This window comes from Streptomyces sp. NBC_00354 (genome assembly GCF_036106915.1).
Taxonomy (GTDB): Bacteria; Actinomycetota; Actinomycetes; order Streptomycetales; family Streptomycetaceae; genus Streptomyces.
The window spans coordinates 3,443,664-3,462,252 of the sequence record NZ_CP107983.1; the positions used below are offsets into that span (position 1 = coordinate 3,443,664).

Here is an 18,589-nt window from a genome sequence, read left to right on the forward strand (position 1 = left end):
GCGGGTTTCGTCACAGGCTTGAACCATTCATTGCACTTGCACAACAAGTGACGGGCCGGTCGCTCCGCGGCTGGACAACTCCGGCCCGATCGGACGACGATGACCGAAAGAGTGCCGCGGGCAGTGCCGGGGGGCGGACCGCAAATCCCAGTATTTTCCTCCGTGCGTGCCGTGCGTCCCCGCACTTCCACGGAGGAACACCCCAAGATGAGCTTCGGCGACCCGAACAACCCGTACGGGCAGCAGCAGCCGGCCCCGCAGGGGCAGCCCGGCTACGGCTACCCCCAGCAGGCACCGCCCAGCGTCCCGCCGCAGGGTGGCTACGCCTACCCGCAGCAGGCACCGATGGGCTACCCGAACCAGGCTTACCCGGCCGGTCCCGGCGGATACCCGGGCGCCCAGATGCCCATGCCCGGCGGGGTGAAGGCCGCTCGCGTCATCCTGTTCATCGTCGGTGGCCTCCAGGTCCTGGGCGGGATCGTCGTCCTCATCGGCGGGGCGCTGTTCGCCTCGGTGTTCTCGGGCTCCAGCTCCTCGGACTACGGCTCCTCGGCGAGCGACGCGGGCGCGCTGGCCGGCGGCGTGATCGTCGTCGCCGGCATCTTCGCCCTGGCCCTGTCGCTGTGGCCGATCCTGACCGCCGCCAAGCTGGGCAAGGGCCGCGGCGGTGTCCGGGTCTCCGGCATCATCTACGGCTCGCTGATGACCCTCTTCTCCGGGATCGGCGTGCTGGCCAACTTCGTGGCGCTCAGCAGCGACACGGCCGCAGGCGCCGTCGTGTTCTCGCTGATCCTGGGCTTGGTCGAGTTCGGACTGGCCCTCTGGGTCCTCGTCGGCCTGGCCAACTCGGCCGCCGGCGCGTACTTCCGGCGCCCGCAGTACTAGGACGCAGTACAAGACCCGTCAGTGCGGCGAAGGCCGCCACCCGCAGTGCTGCGGGTGGCGGCCTTCGCCGTACTCGGGGCGCCGGCCCGGCGCCCGGTGCTCAGTGGAAGAAGTGCCGGGTGCCGGTGAAGTACATGGTCACTCCGGCCGCCTTCGCGGCCTCGACGACCTGCTCGTCACGGACCGAACCGCCCGGCTGGACCACGGCCTTGATGCCCGCGGCGGTCAGGATCTCCAGCCCGTCCGGGAAGGGGAAGAAGGCGTCGGAGGCGGCGTACGAGCCCTGCGCGCGCTCGGCGCCCGCCCGCTCGACGGCCAGCTTCGCCGAGTCGACGCGGTTGACCTGGCCCATGCCGACGCCGACCGAGGCGCCGTCCTTGGCGAGCAGGATCGCGTTGGACTTGACGGCCCGGCAGGCCTTCCACGCGAAGGCGAGCTCGGCGAGCTCCTCCGGGGAGAGGGCGTCGCCGGTGGCGAGGGTCCAGTTCTTCGGGTCGTCGCCCTCGGCCTGGAAGACGTCCGACTGCTGGAGCAGCGTGCCGCCCGAGATCGGCTTGAGGTCACCGGGCTGGTGCGGGGTGCCGTCGACCTTCAGGACGCGGATGTTCTTCTTCTTGGCCAGGATCTCGACCGCGCCGTCCTCGTACGCCGGGGCGGCGATGACCTCGGTGAAGATCTCCGCGACCTGCTCGGCGAGCTCGACGGTCACCGGGCGGTTGACCGCGATGACGCCGCCGAAGGCCGAGAGCGGGTCGCAGGCGTGGGCCTTGCGGTGCGCGCCGGCGACGTCCGCGCCGACGGCGATGCCGCACGGGTTGGCGTGCTTGATGATCGCGACGCAGGGCTCGTCGTGGTCGTACGCGGCGCGGCGGGCGGCCTCGGTGTCCACGTAGTTGTTGAAGGACATCTCCTTGCCGTGCAGCTGCTCGGCGTTGGCGAGCCCGCCCGGCTGCCCGTCCGTGTACAGCGCGGCGGCCTGGTGCGGGTTCTCGCCGTAGCGGAGGGTGGACTTGCGGTCCCACGCGCCGGCCAGGAACTCGGGCAGCACGGCCTCCGGCTCCGGGGCGTACGCATTCGTGAACCAGGAGGCCACGGCGACGTCGTACGCGGCGGTGTGCTGGAAGGCCTCGGCCGCCAGCCGCTTGCGCGCGGTGAGGTCGAAGCCGCCGCCCTGGGCCGCGGCGAGGACGTCGGCGTACCGGGCGGGGCTGGTGACGACGGCGACCGAGGGGTGGTTCTTGGCGGCGGCGCGGACCATCGACGGGCCGCCGATGTCGATCTGCTCGACGCACTCGTCGGGGGTGGCGCCCGAGGCGACGGTCTCCCGGAACGGGTAGAGGTTGACGATCACCAGGTCGAACGGCTCGATGCCGAGCTCGGCGAGCTGGCTCCGGTGGTCCTCCAGGCGCAGGTCGGCGAGGATGCCGGCGTGCACGCGCGGGTGCAGGGTCTTGACCCGGCCGTCCAGGCACTCGGGGAAGCCGGTGAGCTCCTCGACCTTGGTGACGGGCACGCCGGCGGCGGCGATCTTGGAGGCGGTGGAGCCGGTGGAGACGAGCGCGACGCCCGCCTCGTGCAGGCCGCGGGCCAGCTCCTCCAGTCCCGTCTTGTCGTAGACACTGACGAGCGCGCGCCGGATCGGTCGCTTCGACGAGCTCGACGAGGTGGTGCTGCTCTCTACGGCGGTCACTGGATTGTTACCTTTCGTCCCTCAATGCGGTAGCCGTGCCGGGCCAGGCGCCCCACGACGTCGACGAGCAGCTGGCGCTCGACTTCCTTGATGCGCTCGTGCAGAGCGGCTTCGTCGTCCTCGTCCCGGACCTCGACGACACCCTGGGCGATGATCGGACCGGTGTCCACGCCGGCGTCCACGAAGTGGACCGTGCAGCCGGTGACCTTCGCGCCGTAGGCGAGGGCGTCCCGTACGCCGTGGGCGCCCGGGAAGGCCGGGAGGAGGGCGGGGTGCGTGTTGATGAAGCGGCCGCCGAAGCGGCCGATGAACGACGCGCCCACGATCTTCATGAACCCGGCGGACACGACGAGGTCCGGCGCGTGGGCGGCGGTCGCCCCGGTGAGGGCGGCGTCCCACTCCTCACGGGTCCCGTACGCCTTGACCGGGCACACGAAGGTGGGGATCCCCGCCTTCTCGGCCCGCTCCAGGCCGACGATGTTCTCGCGGTCGGCCCCCACGGCGACGACTTCGGCGCCGAAGCCCTCGGATCCGCCCGGGTGGGCGTCGATGGCGTCGAGCAGGGCCTGGAGGTTGGTGCCGGAACCGGAGACCAGCACGACCAGGCGGGAGGCGGCCATGGGAGGCCCTTTCTGCGGGAATGCTTCCATACATCTCGTGTGATCAGACAAAACTTCGGTATCCCGAAATACGGGGGACCCTACGAAGCCGCCGACCGCCTGCAACGATACCGGCACACCGGACAGCCCCCGAGGGACGGGGGGACGGGCGGGCGGTAGCGTCTGGCGTACAAGCCGCATACGGCCACGACACAGGGGAAGAAACGCACTCGATGCCGGATCGCCGCCAGCCCGACTCCTCCACCGACGACAACCCCTTCGCGGCTCCCCCGGAAGGCCGGCCCGACCAGCCGTGGCAGCCGCGCAGCGGTGGCGACGGCGATGGCGGCCGCCCCGGTGAGGACCCCGGGACGGGCCCGAGCGGTCCCGTGCGCTGGGACCCGACGGACCCGGTCCAGCGGCGCGCCCGGTACGCGCTGCTGGCCGGCATGTGGGGCTTCTTCTTCGGGATCTTCGGGATCCCGTCGGTGGGTCTGCTGCTGGGTGCGCTCGCCCTGTACTGGGGGATCAGCGGGCTGCGCGGGAAGCCGGCGGCCGGATCCGCGTCGGACGCGAGGGCCGACGCCGTGACGGGCGCTGCCGCCCAGGGGGGCCTGGCGGCCCTCGGGCCGGCCGCCCGCCCCCAGCGGACGGCGGCGATCGGCGGGCTGGTCACGGCCTCGCTGGCGATCCTGCTGGCCCTGAGCTCGTACGGCTTGCAGCTGGCGTACAAGGACTTCTACATCTGCCGCGAGGACGCCCTCACGAAGTCGGCGGAGCTGCAGTGCAACACGCTGCTGCCGGACAACATGCTCGGCAAGATCCTCAAGGTCCAGCAGTAGCGGCCGGCAGTAGCGGCCACCCGTTGCGATTCCGCCGGCTCAGGCCGGGGGCTTGCGGCGGGCCAGTACGCGGGCGCCGGTCACGGGCGGTACGAGTGACCCGGACGGCTCGGGTTCCTGTGGCGGGGCCTGCTCCGCCGGGACCGGAGCCGGCGTCAGGTCCAGCTGAAGTCCCGTCACGACGGTGAACCGGCGCGACGGTTTGACGGGTGCGGCGGGTGCCGGGGCGGTGGGCACGGGCTCGGCGGGGGCCGGCGGCGCGTCCTGGGTCAGGTCGGGGATCAGGGCGCCCGCGGCACGCCGCAGGGCCTCCCAGCGCAGCTCCCGTCCACCGTTGTCGTGCCAGTCGTCCTCCCCCTCCATGGCGATCGCGTCCGCCTGCCGGGCGGGCCGGATCCGCCAGGAGTGCACGGCCACCGCCACCGGCACCGCCGGGAGCAGCGTCCACGCGAAGGCCGCCACGCCGGTCGCCCACCACACCGGGCCGAAGCTCGCCAGCCCCCGCGAGCCGAGCGGCCCAGACGAGGCCGCCGCGAGCCCGGCCAGCACCAGCGCGCACACGAGGGCGCCCAGAGCAGCCGTCAGAGCGGTTTCCTTGTAGGAGACTTCACGCGCCCGGCGTACTGCGAACCACCCGACTGCCAGCCCGGCCAGCAGCGGCACCCCGGCGGTCGCACAGGTCAGCAGCGTCCCGGGCCCCTCCGGCGGCAGCGCCGCCAGCAGCGGGAACCTCGGCAGCGCGGGTGCTCCGGCGAAGCCGAGCGGGGTCGCGGTCGCGCCGGCGCCGAGGGCGAAGCCGGGCCCCAGGGCGTAGGCCGCGCCCCACACCACGGCGTTCGGGAGCAGCGCGAGGGCGAGGAGCAGGACGGCGAAGCGGCCGGACCAGACCCCGGTCAGCGTCAGGAAGGACTCCTGGACCTCCGCGGCGTGCCAGGCGAGCGAGGCCCCGACGAGCAGCGCGCCGCCGCCCAGGAGGACGAGGGCCCCGGCGGCTCCGGCCCGCAGCGCGAGGGCGTAGCGGGGGCGTGCGACGGCCCTCCGTACGCCCCCCGGCACCCACTCCGGCAGCGGCCCGACCGGACGCCCCTTGGCCGCCCACACCCCGCCGGCGGCGGCGAGCACGGCGACCAGCGGGACGTGCCAGGCGGCGCTGAGCGGGTCGGCGGGCATGGGGCCGCCGGCCGCGTAGACGGTGGCCAGCGATCCGACGGAGAGGTATCCGCAGGTCACGGCGGAGAAGACGGCGCCGGCGGGCAGGACCTCGTCCCCGTCGCTGCCGTCGCCCGAGGCGCTGCCCAGGCGGGCGGCTCGGCGCATGAGCAGGGCGGGCAGCGCGACGAGCAGCAGCGGGGTCACCCCGACGGGGGCCGGGACCCCGGAGAGGGTCTCGTACCGGACGAGCTCGGTCCCGTGGGCGAGGAGCCAGAGCCCGGCGGCCAGGTGCAGGGCGCCGCCGGGGCCGCTGTCGGGGTAGGGGGAGCTGATCCACAGCACGATGACGAGCACGGCGAGGAAGCCGAGCCCCAGCCCGGCGGCCACGGCCCCGCCCAGCACACAGGCCGCGGCGGCCGGCGAGCGCCGCCGCCCGGCGGCGGCCCGCGGGGCGGGCGGCAACGCAGTCGGCAACGAGGTGCTGCGTTCGGTCACTTGGGTCACCCCGCCATGGTGCCAACGACACGCGCTATGGGCGGGTAACAGGCGAATGTCCGTGGTGTCGCTCAATATACGTTTATGTACTTTTTCGCCCAGGGCTGCCGCCAGGTCACGGGGAGTGTGGCATGACAGAGAGCGTCGAGGAGCCGAGGCTCCCCTCGCCCAAGGAACGCCGCAGACTGCGCGAGGCGGCGGGCCTGGCGTACGAGGACGTCGCGACGGCGGTGGGGGTCACGGTCAGCACGGTCCGCTCCTGGGAGACGGGCCGCACGGACCCCCGGGGCCGTAAACGCGAGGCGTACGCGGGCTTCCTGACGGCCCTCCACCCCCCGGAGGCGCAGAAGTCCGCCTCTGCGGAGCCGGACCCGGGCACGGACCCCGCCCAGGCCGCCGGGCCTGCGCCGGGAGACACCGACGCGGACGCGCAGAGCACCGGCGCGGCCGAAATCGAAGCGACCCCGGCGCGGATGGCAGGCGGCATCCGGCCCTTCGGCATGGGCGGGCACGGGCCGCGGACCCGGCCGCCGGTCGCGGCCAAGCGGGCTACGAGGCCCCCCGCGGCCATGCCCCGCCACGTGGCCGAGATCAACGTCAAGGCCACCGCCCGCGGCATCGGCACGCCCGGCAGCGCAACCTCCGGCCCGGCCGACCGCCCCCCGGAGCCCCCGCATCACGACGGCCACGCACCCACGTCCGAGCAGGAACCGCCCCACGCCCCGCCGGAAACCACCCCGGAGGGGCATGAGCACGCGCCCGCCGGTGAGGCCGCACCCCACCCGGAGGGTCCGGGACAGACCCCCGCTGACACCCCGCCCGCAACCCCGGAGGAGCACGGGCCCCCACCCGAAGGGGCCGCTGCACCCCACCCCGGAGGGCCGGCACCGGTGCCGGCCGGGCCGGAGGGGCACGCGCAGGCACCGGACGGCGCCACCGAGCAGCCCGGGGCGTCGTCGCCCGACGCGGCCCGGCCCGAAGGGGAGGGGCAGGCGCCGGGCGGGGCGGAGGGGGCGCCGGAGGTTCCGGATGACGGGGCTGCGGAGGGGCCGTTGGGTCCGTTGGGTCCGTTGGGTCCCAGAGAGGTGTTCGATGCGCTGTACGGGTACGCCGCCCCCGCCCTCACGCGGCAGGTGTACCTGCTCACCGGCCGCCGCCGCCTCTCCCAGGAGGCCGTCGAGCGGGCGTTCCAGCTCGCCTGGGCGCGGTGGCCCGAGGTGGCCACCGATCCCGACCCCGTCGGCTGGGTGCGCGCAGCCGCGTACGAGTACGCCCTCTCCCCCTGGCACCGGTTCCGCCGCGCCCACAAGCACCCCGACAAGGCCCCGGCCGCCCCTGCCGACCGGATCCTGATGGACGCCATGCTGGCGCTCCCGCCGACCCACCGCCGTACGGTCCTGCTCTACGACGGCGTCGGCCTCGACCTCCCCGACACCGCCGCCGAGACCGAGGCCAGCACCCCCACCGCCGGCAGCCGCCTCCTGTACGCGCACGCCGCCCTCGCCGACCGGATCCCGGAACTGGCCGCCGCGCCGCCCGAGAAGCGGTCCGCGCTGCTGCGCGAGCGGCTCGGCGCGGTCAAGCCGGCCGTCCGGCTGGAACCCCGCGCCGCAGCCGCCGTACGCGTCGCCGCCGAGCACCGCGCCACGCGGTGGACCCGCGCGGTCCTCGGCCTCAGCGCCGTGATCGCCGTCGCGACCGCGTACACCGCCGCGACCGCGCCCCGGCAGTACGAGCCCCCCATCGCGCCCGGCGCGAGCGTCTCCGGGGTCCCCCCGCTCAGCGGCCCCCAGCGGCTCACCGACGAGACCCGGCAGCTGCGCGAGAAGCTGCGCGCGCATCCGGCGCACAGGCCCGAGCGGCTCGCCCCCGGCCTGGAGTAGAACCGGAGCGGAAACGGGCGTGGCCCGCACCCCGTTCGGGATGCGGGCCACGCCCGTACAGCCGTACACACGTACAGCAGCGGCAAGCGTTACTTCGCGGCGTTCAGGATCTCGCGCGCGAGCTTCGCCGTCTCGGTCGGCGTCTTGCCGACCTTGACGCCGGCGGCCTCGAGGGCCTCCTTCTTGGCCTGCGCGGTGCCGGAGGAGCCGGAGACGATGGCGCCGGCGTGGCCCATGGTCTTGCCCTCGGGGGCGGTGAAGCCCGCGACGTAGCCGACGACCGGCTTGGTGACGTTCTTCGCGATGAAGTCCGCCGCACGCTCCTCGGCGTCGCCGCCGATCTCGCCGATCATGACGATCAGCTCGGTGTCCGGGTCGGCCTCGAAGGCCTCCAGGGCGTCGATGTGCGTGGTGCCGATGATCGGGTCGCCACCGATGCCGACGGCGGAGGTGAAGCCGATGTCACGGAGCTCGTACATCATCTGGTAGGTCAGCGTGCCGGACTTGGACACGAGACCGATCTTGCCGGGCTTGGTGATGTCGCCCGGGATGATGCCGGCGTTGGACTGGCCGGGGGTGATCAGACCCGGGCAGTTCGGGCCGATGATCCGGGTCTTGTTGCCCTTGGCGGTCGCGTACGCCCAGAAGGCGGCGGAGTCGTGGACCGCGATGCCCTCGGTGATGACGACGGCCAGCGGGATCTCGGCGTCGATGGCCTCGACGACGGCGGCCTTGGCGAAGGCCGGCGGGACGAAGAGGACGGAGACGTTGGCGCCCGTCGCCTTCATCGCCTCTTCGACGGAGCCGAAGACCGGGACCTCGGTGCCGTCGAAGTCGACGGTCGTGCCGGCCTTGCGCGGGTTCACGCCACCGACGATGTTGGTGCCGTCAGCCAGCATCAGCTTGGTGTGCTTCATGCCCGTGGCACCGGTCATGCCCTGGACGATGACCTTGCTGTCCTTGTTGAGGAAGATAGCCATGTGAGTCTGTGACCTCTGCCCTTACTTCGCAGCCGCGAGCTCGGCGGCCTTGTCGGCCGCGCCGTCCATGGTGTCCACGCGCTGCACCAGCGGGTGGTTGGCGTCCGAGAGGATCTTGCGACCCAGCTCGGCGTTGTTGCCGTCGAGACGGACGACGAGCGGCTTGGTGACCGCCTCGCCCTTCTCCTCCAGCAGGGCCAGCGCCTGGACGATGCCGTTGGCGACCTCGTCACAAGCGGTGATGCCACCGAAGACGTTGACGAAGACGGACTTGACGTCCGGGTCACCGAGGATGATCTCGAGACCGTTGGCCATGACGGCGGCGGAGGCGCCACCGCCGATGTCCAGGAAGTTGGCGGGCTTGACGCCACCGTGGTTCTCGCCGGCGTAGGCGACGACGTCGAGGGTGCTCATGACGAGACCCGCGCCGTTGCCGATGATGCCGACCTCACCGTCGAGCTTGACGTAGTTGAGGTTCTTCGCCTTGGCGGCGGCCTCGAGCGGGTTCGCGGCCGCGTGGTCCACGAACTCCTCGTGGCCCGGCTGGCGGAACTCGGCGTTCTCGTCGAGCGAGACCTTGCCGTCGAGCGCGATGACGTCGCCGTTGGCGACCTTCGCGAGCGGGTTGACCTCGACGAGGAGCGCGTCCTCGGCGATGAAGGTCGCCCACAGAGTCACGAGGACCTCGGCGACCTTCTCGGCGACCTCGGCCGGGAACTGCGCCAGCGCGACGATCTCGCGGGCCTTCTCGATGGTCACGCCCTCGTTGGCGTTCACCGGGACCTTGGCGAGCTTCTCCGGGGTCTCCTCGGCGACCTGCTCGATGTCCATGCCACCCGCGACCGAGGCCATGGCCAGGAAGGTGCGGTTGGTGCGGTCCAGCAGGTACGAGACGTAGTACTCCTCGAGGATCTCGGGAGCGGTCTCGGCGATCATCACCTTGTGGACCGTGTGGCCCTTGATGTCCATGCCCAGGATGTCCGTCGCGCGGGCGACGGCCTCGTCCGGGGTGGCGGCGAGCTTGACGCCGCCGGCCTTGCCGCGGCCGCCGACCTTCACCTGCGCCTTGACGACCGACTTGCCGCCCAGCCGCTCGGTGGCCTCGCGAGCCGCCTCAGGCGTGTCGATGACTTCACCGGCCAGCACCGGTACACCGTGCTTGGCGAAGAGGTCCCTCGCCTGGTACTCGAACAGGTCCACGCGCGTCCGTCCCTTGTCTTCAAAGATTCGCAGTGATTCGCGGTTGTCTGCGTGGGCGTGCCGCGGAGGGCAACGTGACGGCGCTGTCACTAGGGAGGCGCACACGGTGACCGTGGACGCGGCATGTCCGTCCCGCAGGTTATCCCCGTGGGACGTGGGTCCCTAAATCGCAGATCACACCTGAGCGGTGATACCTGTCACAGATCGCCTCACGGTTGAACTGGAAGTTCGTGTGATCTGCCATGCCCGGCGGCGCCGATCGGGGACGCGTCAGGGGGCGGGCAGGGGGCGCTTCTCCAGGGCCGCGGCCATGACTTCCGGGAACAGGTCGGGGGTGCAGGCGAAGGCCGGGGCGCCCAGTGCCGCAAGGGCCGCGGCGTGCTCGCGGTCGTAGGCGGGAGCGCCCTCGTCGGAGAGGGCCAGGAGGGTCACGAACTCGACTCCCGACGCCTTCATCGCCGCGACGCGGCCCAGCATCTCGTTGCGTATGCCGCCCTCGTAGAGATCGCTGATCAGGACCACGACGGTGTCGGCAGGGCGGGTGATCTTCGACTGGCAGTAGGCGAGGGCGCGGTTGATGTCGGTGCCGCCGCCGAGCTGCGTGCCGAACAGGACGTCGACCGGATCATCGAGCTGATCCGTCAAGTCCACGACGGCGGTGTCGAAGACGACGAGCCGGGTCGCGATCGAACGCATCGAGGCGAGCACCGCGCCGAAGACGGAGGCGTAGACGACGGAGGCCGCCATCGATCCGGACTGGTCGATGCAGAGCACCACCTCCTTCTTCACCGCCTGGGCGGCGCGCCCGTACCCGACGAGACGCTCGGGGACGACGGTCTTGTACTCCGGCAGGTAGTTCTTCAGATTCGCCCGGATGGTCCGGTCCCAGTCGATGTCGGCGTGCCGGGGGCGGCCGGTCCGGGCGGAGCGGTCGAGGGCGCCGGTGAGGGTGGCGCGGGTGCGGGACGCGAGCCGCTTCTCCAACTGCTCGACCACCTTGCGGACGACGGCGCGGGCCGTCTCCCGGGTCGTCTCGGGCATGACCTTGTTGAGGGAAAGCAGCGTTCCCACGAGATGGACGTCGGGCTCGACGGCCTCCAGCATCTCGGGCTCCAGGAGGAGGGTCGACAGACCGAGCCGCTCGATGGCGTCCCGCTGCATGACCTGGACGACGGAGCTCGGGAAGTACGTACGGATGTCCCCGAGCCAGCGGGCCACGTTGGGCGCGGACCCCCCGAGCCCCCCGCTCCGCTCCCCGCCGCGCTTCGGGGCCGCGCCTGCGCCGTACAGCGCCGAGAGCGCGGCGTCCATGCCGACATCCCGCCCGCTCAGCACGCACCCGGTCCCGTCCCCGTCCCCCCCGAGCACCATCCGCCACCGCCGCAACCGCGCCTCCGCGGCGGCGTCGCCCACTGCCGAGATCCCCGTACTGCTCATCTACCCGTCCCCCTGCTCATCCCGGCCACCGGCCCGTGCCGACGGCGCGTGTCCATTCCGTCTCCGGTGCACCGAGCCCCCGTACCCACCGGATGCCGTGCGTCCCGCCCCGCCCCACCGCTGCGCGGAGCCTCGCCCCGCCCCGCCCCGCCCTTCCCCCGTTCCCCGGGCTCCGCCCGGACTGGCGGGGCGTCTGTGGTCATCACGGGGTGGGGAGGAGGAGGCGGAGGACGGGGAGGACTGCGTCCGCGCGGGTGGGGTCCAGGGTGGGGGCGAAGCCCTCGGGGGCCTGGGACGGCGCGTGCTTCGCCGACGGGCCGCGGCGGATCAGCTCGCCCAGGCTCCGCTTCACGCCCGCCTCGTACGCCCCGAACGTCCTCCGCAGCAGCGGCAGTACGTCGGTGAAGGCCTGCTCCGGCACCCCCACCAGCCACGCGTCGATCAGCCCCAGCAGCCGCTCGTCGTGGACCAGCAACGTGCCCCCGCCCCCCGCGAATCCGTCGATCCAGCCCGCCGCGTCCGCCGGCGACGCCGCCGGGGACAGCGCGAGCCCCATCAGCCGCGCCGTCTCCTCCGCCGGCAGCTGCCCGTCGTCCAGGAGCAGCCGGGCCGCCCGCCCGCGGATCACCCCCGGCACCGTGTCCCGCCCGGCCAGCGCCCGCAGCACCGCCGCCCAGCGCTCCCGCAGGCCGTCCGCCTCCAGCAGTCCGATCGCGCCGTGGACCCCGTCCACATGGCCCCGCAGTTCCGCCGCCGCGTCCCCGTCCAGACCCGCCGCGCACGCGGGTGGCAGCGCCACGCATATCCGCTCCGCGAGCCCGCCCGCGACCGTGCCCAGGGCCGACGCGTCCGTCCCCCGTACGTCTCCGTACCGCAGCGAACGGGCCAGCGCCGGCAGGGCCTTGGCGAGCCGTGCCACGTCGGTGTCCAGCGCCGCCCGGTCCGCGAGGGCCCGCAATACGGCGGGCAGGGCTTCGGACAGCCCGGCCAGCAGGCACCGCTCGGCCAGCGCCGTCACCTCGCCGAGCTCCGCCGCCCCGGCCGCATCCGCCTCGGCCTTGGCGGTGGCGGCCGCCACGACGGTGGTGCCCCAGATCCCGGCCTCGGCGACCCGCACCGACAGCTCCGGCTCCCAGCGCAGCCGCCACGTCTCGCGGAACGTCCCCGTGCTCCCCCGCGAGGCGGCCGGCGTGCCCCAGTCGATGCCGAGCAGCCGCAGCCGGTGCAGCAGCAGGGACTTGGCCGCGTCGGTGTCCTTGCGCAGGTCGAGCTCCAGCTCGCGCTCCTGCGCCTCAGCCTTGAGCCGCAGCGAGCGCTGCTGCCGGGTCAGGTCCCGCTGCAGCGGCACGACGGGCGCCCCGTCGGGGACCTCGCCGAGCACGTCGCCGACGACCAGGCGGTCCTCGACGAGCGCGAGCGGTATGTCGGAGCCGTCGCACATCACGGCCCGCACCGCCTCGAGGGTCTCCGTCAGCCCGGCCACCGGCCGCCCCCGCACCGCCGCCAGCGTCCCCGCCAGCCGGACCGCCTCGATGACGTGCGCCGAGGAGACCTGCCGGTCCTCCTCCCGCAGCAGCCCGGCGACCTTGGTCAGCCAGCGCTCCACCGGCCGGTCCCGGGCCGCGAAGAGGTGCGCGTACCAGCCGGGCGAGGTGATGCCCGCGCCGTACCCGCCGGCCCGGGCGAGCCGCCGGTGGGTCCAGGGCACCCAGGTGGTCTCCACCTTGACCTTGGGGAGCCCGGCGAGCAGCGCCTTGTCCGCGGCGGCCGTGGTCTTCACGCGCAGCGCCGGCACGTGCCAGGCCCCGCACACGACGGCGTACGCGTCCCCGAACTCCCGGCGGGCGGCCCGCATCCGCTGCCGCATGTACGCCTCGCGCACCAGGTCCCGGGCGTGGCCGCCGTCCCCGTACGCCTCGCGCAGCGCCCCCATCGCCTCCCCGAGGGCCTCGAACGCGGCGAGAGGGTCCTCCCGGACGGCGCCGCGGTGCTCGACCACGTCCTCCCACCAGCGCTCGGGGTCGTCGTACCCGGCCGTCTCGGCCAGCACCGCAAGAGGGTCCGGCCGTACGGACTCGGCCGCATCCGGGTCGGTGTCGGTGTCGGCCCGCGCGGCCAGCGTGTGCGCCGCCGGGAGGTCGATGAACCGCACCGGAACGGGTACTTCCTGCTCCTGCGCCCAGCGGATGGCGACCCACTCCGGCGAGAACGCGGCCAGCGGCCAGAACGCGGCCCTGCCCGGATCGTCGGCGGCGTGCGCGAGCAGGGCGACGGGCGGCCGCATCCCCGGGTCGGCGGCCAGCGGCAGCAGCGCGTCCCCCTCCGGCGGGCCCTCGATCAGCACGGCCGCCGGGCGGGCCGCGTCGAGGGCGGCCCGCACCGCGCGGGCCGAGCCGGGCCCGTGGTGCCGTACACCCAGCAGCAGCGGCCCCCGCCACTCGGCGGCCGGACTGCCCATACCGTTCATGCCGTCACCTCCCGGCAGGCGCGGTAGAAGTCCTTCCAGCCGTCCCGCTCGCGCACCACGGCCTCGAGGTACTCCTGCCAGACGATCTTGTCGGCGGCCGGGTCCCGGACCACGGCGCCGAGGATCCCGGCGGCCACGTCGGACGGGCGCAGTACGCCGTCCCCGAAGTGGGCCGCCAGGGCGAGACCGCCGGTGACGACCGATATGGCCTCGGCGGTGGACAGGGTGCCGCTCGGCGACTTCACCTTCGTACGGCCGTCGCCGGTGACCCCGTCGCGCAGCTCGCGGAAGACGGTGACGACGCGGCGGATCTCCTCCAGGCCCTCGGGCACGGCCGGCAGGTCGAGGGCGCGGCCCATCTGGTCGACGCGGCGGGCGACGATGTCGACCTCGGCGTCGGCGGTGGCGGGCAGCGGCAGCACGACGGTGTTGAAGCGGCGGCGCAGCGCGCTGGAGAGCTCGTTGACCCCGCGGTCTCGGTCGTTGGCGGTGGCGATGAGGTTGAAGCCGCGCACGGCCTGCACCTCCTGGCCGAGCTCCGGTATGGGGAGCGTCTTCTCGGACAGGACGGTGATGAGGGTGTCCTGGACGTCGGCCGGGATGCGGGTGAGCTCCTCGACGCGGGCGGTCATGCCCTCGGCCATGGCCCGCATGACGGGACTCGGTACGAGGGCTTCTCGGCTGGGCCCCTGGGCGAGCAGGCGGGCGTAGTTCCAGCCGTACCGGATCGCCTCCTCGGGGGTGCCGGCGGTGCCCTGGACGAGGAGGGTGGAGTCTCCGCTGACGGCAGCGGCCAGATGCTCGGACACCCACGTCTTGGCGGTGCCGGGGACGCCGAGCAGGAGCAGGGCGCGGTCGGTGGCGAGGGTGGTGACGGCGACCTCGACGATGCGGCGCGGGCCGACGTACTTGGGCGTGATGACCGTGCCGTCGTCGAGGGTGCCGCCCAGGAGGTAGGTCGCGACGGCCCACGGGGAGAGCTTCCAGCGCGTCGGGCGGGGCCGGTCGTCGGCGGCCGCGAGGGCTTTCAGTTCGTCGCCGAAGGCGTCTTCGGCGTGCGGTCGCAGCACCTCGGCGCCCTTGCCGTTCTCGGGCATGGTCATGGTCCCCCTCCAATGCTCGGCAGCCGCTCCCGACTGCTGGAACAACCGTGCACCACGCCACTGACAACGCCCCTCGCTCGCACGGTTGTTGCAGGTCAGAGCGATTGTCAGTGGGGGTCTCTACGGTGGGACACATGACTGAGCAGGGGGTCCGCTGGACGGCGGAACAGGTACTGGCTCTGGCTCCTGACGATGCATCACGCAAGGCGGGGGCCAAGCTGGGCGGGGCGGGTCCGTGGTCACAGACCGGAGATTCCGCTTCCGGTTCGGTGTGGGGGTTGTGCAAGGGCAGCGGCAGTACGCCGTACCGGACGGTCGTGGACCTGAGGGGCCCGGCGTACAAGTGCTCCTGCCCGAGCCGGAAGTTCCCGTGCAAGCACGCACTCGGGCTGCTGCTGCTCTGGACGGCGGAGGGGTTCGGCGAGCCCGGCGAGGCGCCGGACTGGGCCGCCGGGTGGCTGGCGGAGCGGGTGGCGAAGGCCGAGCGCCCGGCGGCCGCGGCAGACAGACCGGTGGACGAGGAGGCGGCGAAGCGCCGGGCCGAACGGAGGGCGGCCCGGATCAGTGCGGGCGTCGGCGAACTGGAGCAGCGGCTCGAGGACCTGCTGCGCGCGGGCCTGGCCGGCCAGCAGCAGGCGGGGTACGCGCCCTGGGAGGAGACGGCCGCCCGGATGGTCGACGCCCAGGCGCCCGGACTGGCGGCGCGGGTGCGGGAGTTGGGGACGATACCCAGTTGCGGTCCCGGATGGCCCGCCCGGATGCTGGAGGAGGGCGCGCTGCTGCACCTGCTGAACCGGGGTTGGCTCGGGCTGGCAGGCCTGCCGGAGCCGCTCGCCGCGACGGTCCGGAGCAGGGTGGGGCTTCCGGGTACCGCCGCGGAGGGGGAGGTCGTACGGGACCGCTGGCTGGTGCTGGCCCAGTACGACTCGGTGTCACCGGACGGCCGGCTCACCACCCGGCGGACTTGGCTGCGCGGGCTGGGGAGCGGGCGCCCGGCCCTGGTACTGGACTTCGGTCCGCCCGGGCGGCCTCCGGGGCTGTCACTGCCCGTGGGGCTGGTGCTGGAGGCGGAGGCTCGCTTCCGGCCCGGTTCGGCGGGGCTGCGGGCGGATCTCGGGGAGAGATCCGCGGCGGCCACGCCGTGCGACCGGGTCCCGGCCGGGGTCGGTACGGGGGCGGCACTGGAGGCGTACGGGGCGGCGCTGCGGGAGGATCCGTGGCTCGACTCGTGGCCGGTGGTGCTGGGCTCGGTGATCCCGATACCGGGGGAACGGGGCTGGCAGCTGGCGGACGCGGAGGGCAACTCTGCGCTGCCGGTCGCGCTCGTCGGCGGCGGGTCGCGGTCCGGGCTGTGGCAGCTGGCCGCGCTCTCGGGCGGCGGCCCGGTCACGGTGTTCGGCGAATGCGGACACCGCGGATTCACTCCATTGACGGCATGGCATCCGGGCTGCCCGGAACCGGTCGCCTTGGGGTGACGGGGCCGGGCACCCGCTGAGGGAGGGAGCGTTGGCGCGGGGGCGCCGGCGTGCACAAACGACGAAGCCGGGGGGCTTTTGTGAACGACAACCACGCAAGCTGAAGGGTCGGCAGACGGGGCGCGAAAGCTGCTCCGGTCCCGCGGAGGGGGCGGGACCGGAGCACTGCACGACGAGAGGGAGGGACGCGGTGACGGCCACGACGACCATGGGCACGACGACAACCACGACGACAGCCACGACCACGACTACGGGTGCTACCGCGGAGGCGGGTTACGGGGAGTGGGAGGAGCTGGTCGGGGCCGCGCTGTTGGGGACCGGGCGGCGCCAAGGGAGTCCGGCGGCGCTGCTCGATGCGGCGGCCGTGCAGACCGTACGGCGCCGGGCCGGGCTGCGGCCCGCCGAGGCGGGTCCGCGGCCGGAGCCCGCACCGCGGGATCCGCGCCCGGCCCCGCCGGAGCCGGCCCGGCGGCGGCTCGCCCAGCTGCTGGCCGGCCGGACCGGCGCGGGCAGCGGCGGCGGGCGGCGCGGGGCCGCCCCGGATCTGACGGAGCTGCTGCCGCAGTGGCTGGCCGCCGCCGGGCGGTACGGATACCGGGCGCCGGCCGCGCTGGTGCCGGCGCTGCTGGACGCGGCCCGGGCCCGTACGGACCTGCGCCCGCAGGCGCTGGCCCTGGCCGGGGCGCGGGGGCTGTGGCTGGCCCGGCTGAACCCGGACTGGCGGTTCGCCCTGCGCGGCGGGGCGGGCGGCGCCGGGGAACTGCCCCGGCCCGAGAACCGACCAGGGGTGGAACGGCTGTGGCAGGAGGGGCTGTTCGCGGAGCGCGTGGCCCTGCTGGGGTCCGTACGGGCGCACGAGGCGGCGGCCGCGACGCTGCTGCTGTCGACGACCTGGGCGACGGAACGGGCCGAGGACCGGCTGATGTTCCTCGATTCGCTGCGGGTGGGGCTGACTGCGGGCGACGAGCCGTTCCTCGAGGCGGCCCTGGGCGACCGGAGCCGCAACGTCCGGGCGACGGCCGCCGAGCTGCTGTCCGCGCTGCCCGAGTCCGCGCTGGCCGGGCGGATGGCGGAGCGGGCGCTGGCCTGCGTGGGGCCGGAGGGGGTGACTCCGCCGGCCGAGTGCGATGCGGGGATGCTCCGGGACGGAGTGGTCAGGCGCCCGCCGGCCGGGCGCGGGGAGCGGGCCTGGTGGCTGGGCCAGCTGGTGGAGGCGGCGCCGCTGTCCTGCTGGCGGGAGCGGTTCGGCGGGCTTGCCCCGGCGGAGATCGTGGCGCTGCCGGTGGCCGAGGGCGAGAGCTGGCGGGAGGAGCTGCACGCGGCGTGGTGCCGGGCGGCGGTCCGCCAGCGTGATCCGGACTGGTCGAAGGCCCTGCTCGGCGCGGCCTCGGCACCGCCCGCGACGGCCCCCGGCACGGCGTCGCTCGCGGAGCGGGCGAAGCTGCTGTCGATCCTGCCGGACGGGGAACGGGCGGAGTGGGTCGCGGGGTTCATACGGGCCCACGGCCTCTCGGAGGCCTTCCAGCTGCTCGGCGTGTGCCTGGTGCCGTGGGCGGGGACGCTGGGGCGGGCGGTGGTGGACGCACTGGACGCCGCACGGGAGGCGGGCAGCTACCCATGGAGCTTCAGCGGGGTGATGGGCCTGGCCGAGCGCTGCCTGGATCCCGCGGCGGCCGACCATCTGGAGTCCCTGACGACGGCTTCGGGCGGCCCGCCGGACACGTCCCCGGGCGCGGCGGCGTACTGGTCGGAGGCCTTCCAACGCCTGGTCGCCACGCTGCGCCTACGCGCCACGATGCTCGCGGAGCTGGCCCCGAGGCCCTGACCTGCCCGGGGTACCGCTGCGCAGCATCGACTCCGCGCAGCGGTGGCCCGGCGGCTACACGGTGCGGACGTTGGCGCGGACCCAGTCCACGATCGACGTCGTCGTTGCGCCCGGGGTGAAGATTTCGGCAACGCCCTTTTCCTTCAGGGGGGCGATGTCGTCGTCCGGGATGATGCCGCCGCCGAAGACCTTGATGTCCTCCGCGTCGCGCTCCTTGAGGAGCTCGAGGACGCGCGCGAACAGCGTATTGTGGGCGCCGGAGAGGATCGAGAGGCCGATCGCGTCGGCGTCCTCCTGGATGGCGGTGTCCACGATCTGCTCGGGGGTCTGGTGGAGGCCGGTGTAGATGACCTCCATGCCCGCGTCCCGCAGCGCACGCGCGATCACCTTGGCCCCGCGGTCGTGGCCGTCGAGACCCGGCTTGGCCACCACCACACGGATCGGACCGGTCACACCCATCGCACTGCCTCCCGAGTGAACGAACGTTAAGTACAGCATCGCGCACACCCCCGTTTCACGGTGAACCACGAGGGGGAAATCACACGTGGGACGGCGT

Annotated in this window: 14 protein-coding genes; 5 read left to right on the forward strand and 9 right to left on the reverse strand. The window is 73.8% G+C overall.

Going from position 1 to position 18,589, the window contains the following annotated elements; translation table 11 throughout:
- Nucleotides 1-207 precede the first annotated feature (207 nt).
- Nucleotides 208-885 (forward strand): hypothetical protein, encoded by a 678-nt coding sequence (locus OHT74_RS15270; RefSeq protein WP_266664587.1) that lies wholly within the window; start codon nt 208-210, stop codon nt 883-885.
- A gap of 100 nt (nt 886-985) precedes the next feature.
- On the opposite strand, the gene purH is transcribed toward OHT74_RS15270, so the two are convergent.
- Together purH and purN are read right to left on the reverse strand one after the other, a co-directional pair.
- Nucleotides 986-2,575, reverse strand: coding sequence for a bifunctional phosphoribosylaminoimidazolecarboxamide formyltransferase/IMP cyclohydrolase (gene purH, locus OHT74_RS15275; protein WP_266664589.1), 1,590 nt, complete (start codon nt 2,573-2,575; stop codon nt 986-988).
- Nucleotides 2,572-3,195, reverse strand: a complete 624-nt coding sequence (gene purN / locus OHT74_RS15280) for a phosphoribosylglycinamide formyltransferase (protein ID WP_266664591.1) — start codon at nt 3,193-3,195, stop codon at nt 2,572-2,574. The genes purH and purN overlap by 4 nt, the downstream gene beginning before the upstream one ends.
- Before the next feature lie 212 nt (nt 3,196-3,407).
- Between purN and OHT74_RS15285 the strand changes: the two genes are divergently transcribed.
- On the forward strand, nt 3,408-4,016 hold the full coding sequence (locus OHT74_RS15285; protein ID WP_328620506.1) for a hypothetical protein: 609 nt from the start codon (nt 3,408-3,410) through the stop codon (nt 4,014-4,016).
- A 39-nt stretch (nt 4,017-4,055) separates the two neighbouring features.
- Here OHT74_RS15285 and OHT74_RS15290 read toward each other — a convergent pair whose 3' ends face one another.
- On the reverse strand, nt 4,056-5,672 hold the full coding sequence (locus tag OHT74_RS15290; protein WP_328620507.1) for a cell division protein PerM: 1,617 nt from the start codon (nt 5,670-5,672) through the stop codon (nt 4,056-4,058).
- A 122-nt stretch (nt 5,673-5,794) separates the two neighbouring features.
- On the opposite strand from OHT74_RS15290, the gene OHT74_RS15295 reads away from it, so the two are divergent.
- Nucleotides 5,795-7,546 (forward strand): helix-turn-helix domain-containing protein, encoded by a 1,752-nt coding sequence (locus OHT74_RS15295; RefSeq protein ID WP_328620508.1) that lies wholly within the window; start codon nt 5,795-5,797, stop codon nt 7,544-7,546.
- 89 nt (nt 7,547-7,635) lie between these two features.
- On the opposite strand, the gene sucD is transcribed toward OHT74_RS15295, so the two are convergent.
- From sucD to OHT74_RS15320, 5 genes are all read right to left on the reverse strand, one after another.
- Nucleotides 7,636-8,526 carry a succinate--CoA ligase subunit alpha gene (sucD, locus tag OHT74_RS15300; protein ID WP_266664599.1) on the reverse strand — a complete coding sequence of 297 codons (891 nt, stop codon included), beginning with the start codon at nt 8,524-8,526 and terminating at the stop codon, nt 7,636-7,638.
- Nucleotides 8,527-8,547: 21 nt separating this feature from the next.
- Entirely contained in the window at nt 8,548-9,726 is a 1,179-nt protein-coding gene (gene sucC, locus OHT74_RS15305) for an ADP-forming succinate--CoA ligase subunit beta (RefSeq protein WP_266626308.1), read from the reverse strand.
- 270 nt (nt 9,727-9,996) lie between these two features.
- On the reverse strand, nt 9,997-11,163 hold the full coding sequence (locus tag OHT74_RS15310) for a VWA domain-containing protein (protein WP_328620509.1): 1,167 nt from the start codon (nt 11,161-11,163) through the stop codon (nt 9,997-9,999).
- A gap of 202 nt (nt 11,164-11,365) precedes the next feature.
- Nucleotides 11,366-13,630 (reverse strand): DUF5682 family protein, encoded by a 2,265-nt coding sequence (locus OHT74_RS15315; protein ID WP_328620510.1) that lies wholly within the window; start codon nt 13,628-13,630, stop codon nt 11,366-11,368.
- Nucleotides 13,627-14,733: an ATP-binding protein gene (locus OHT74_RS15320; protein ID WP_266996630.1), complete on the reverse strand. Its 1,107-nt coding sequence runs from the start codon at nt 14,731-14,733 to the stop codon at nt 13,627-13,629. Before OHT74_RS15320 ends, OHT74_RS15315 begins: the two co-directional genes overlap by 4 nt.
- A gap of 134 nt (nt 14,734-14,867) precedes the next feature.
- Here OHT74_RS15320 and OHT74_RS15325 point away from each other — a divergent pair, with 134 nt between their 5' ends.
- Nucleotides 14,868-16,208, forward strand: coding sequence for an SWIM zinc finger family protein (locus OHT74_RS15325; RefSeq protein WP_328620511.1), 1,341 nt, complete (start codon nt 14,868-14,870; stop codon nt 16,206-16,208).
- A gap of 208 nt (nt 16,209-16,416) precedes the next feature.
- On the forward strand, nt 16,417-18,033 hold the full coding sequence (locus tag OHT74_RS15330) for a DUF5691 domain-containing protein (RefSeq protein ID WP_328623324.1): 1,617 nt from the start codon (nt 16,417-16,419) through the stop codon (nt 18,031-18,033).
- Nucleotides 18,034-18,087: 54 nt separating this feature from the next.
- On the opposite strand, the gene OHT74_RS15335 is transcribed toward OHT74_RS15330, so the two are convergent.
- Nucleotides 18,088-18,492 carry a cobalamin B12-binding domain-containing protein gene (locus OHT74_RS15335; RefSeq protein WP_266664611.1) on the reverse strand — a complete coding sequence of 135 codons (405 nt, stop codon included), beginning with the start codon at nt 18,490-18,492 and terminating at the stop codon, nt 18,088-18,090.
- Between the last annotated feature and the right edge of the window lie 97 nt (nt 18,493-18,589).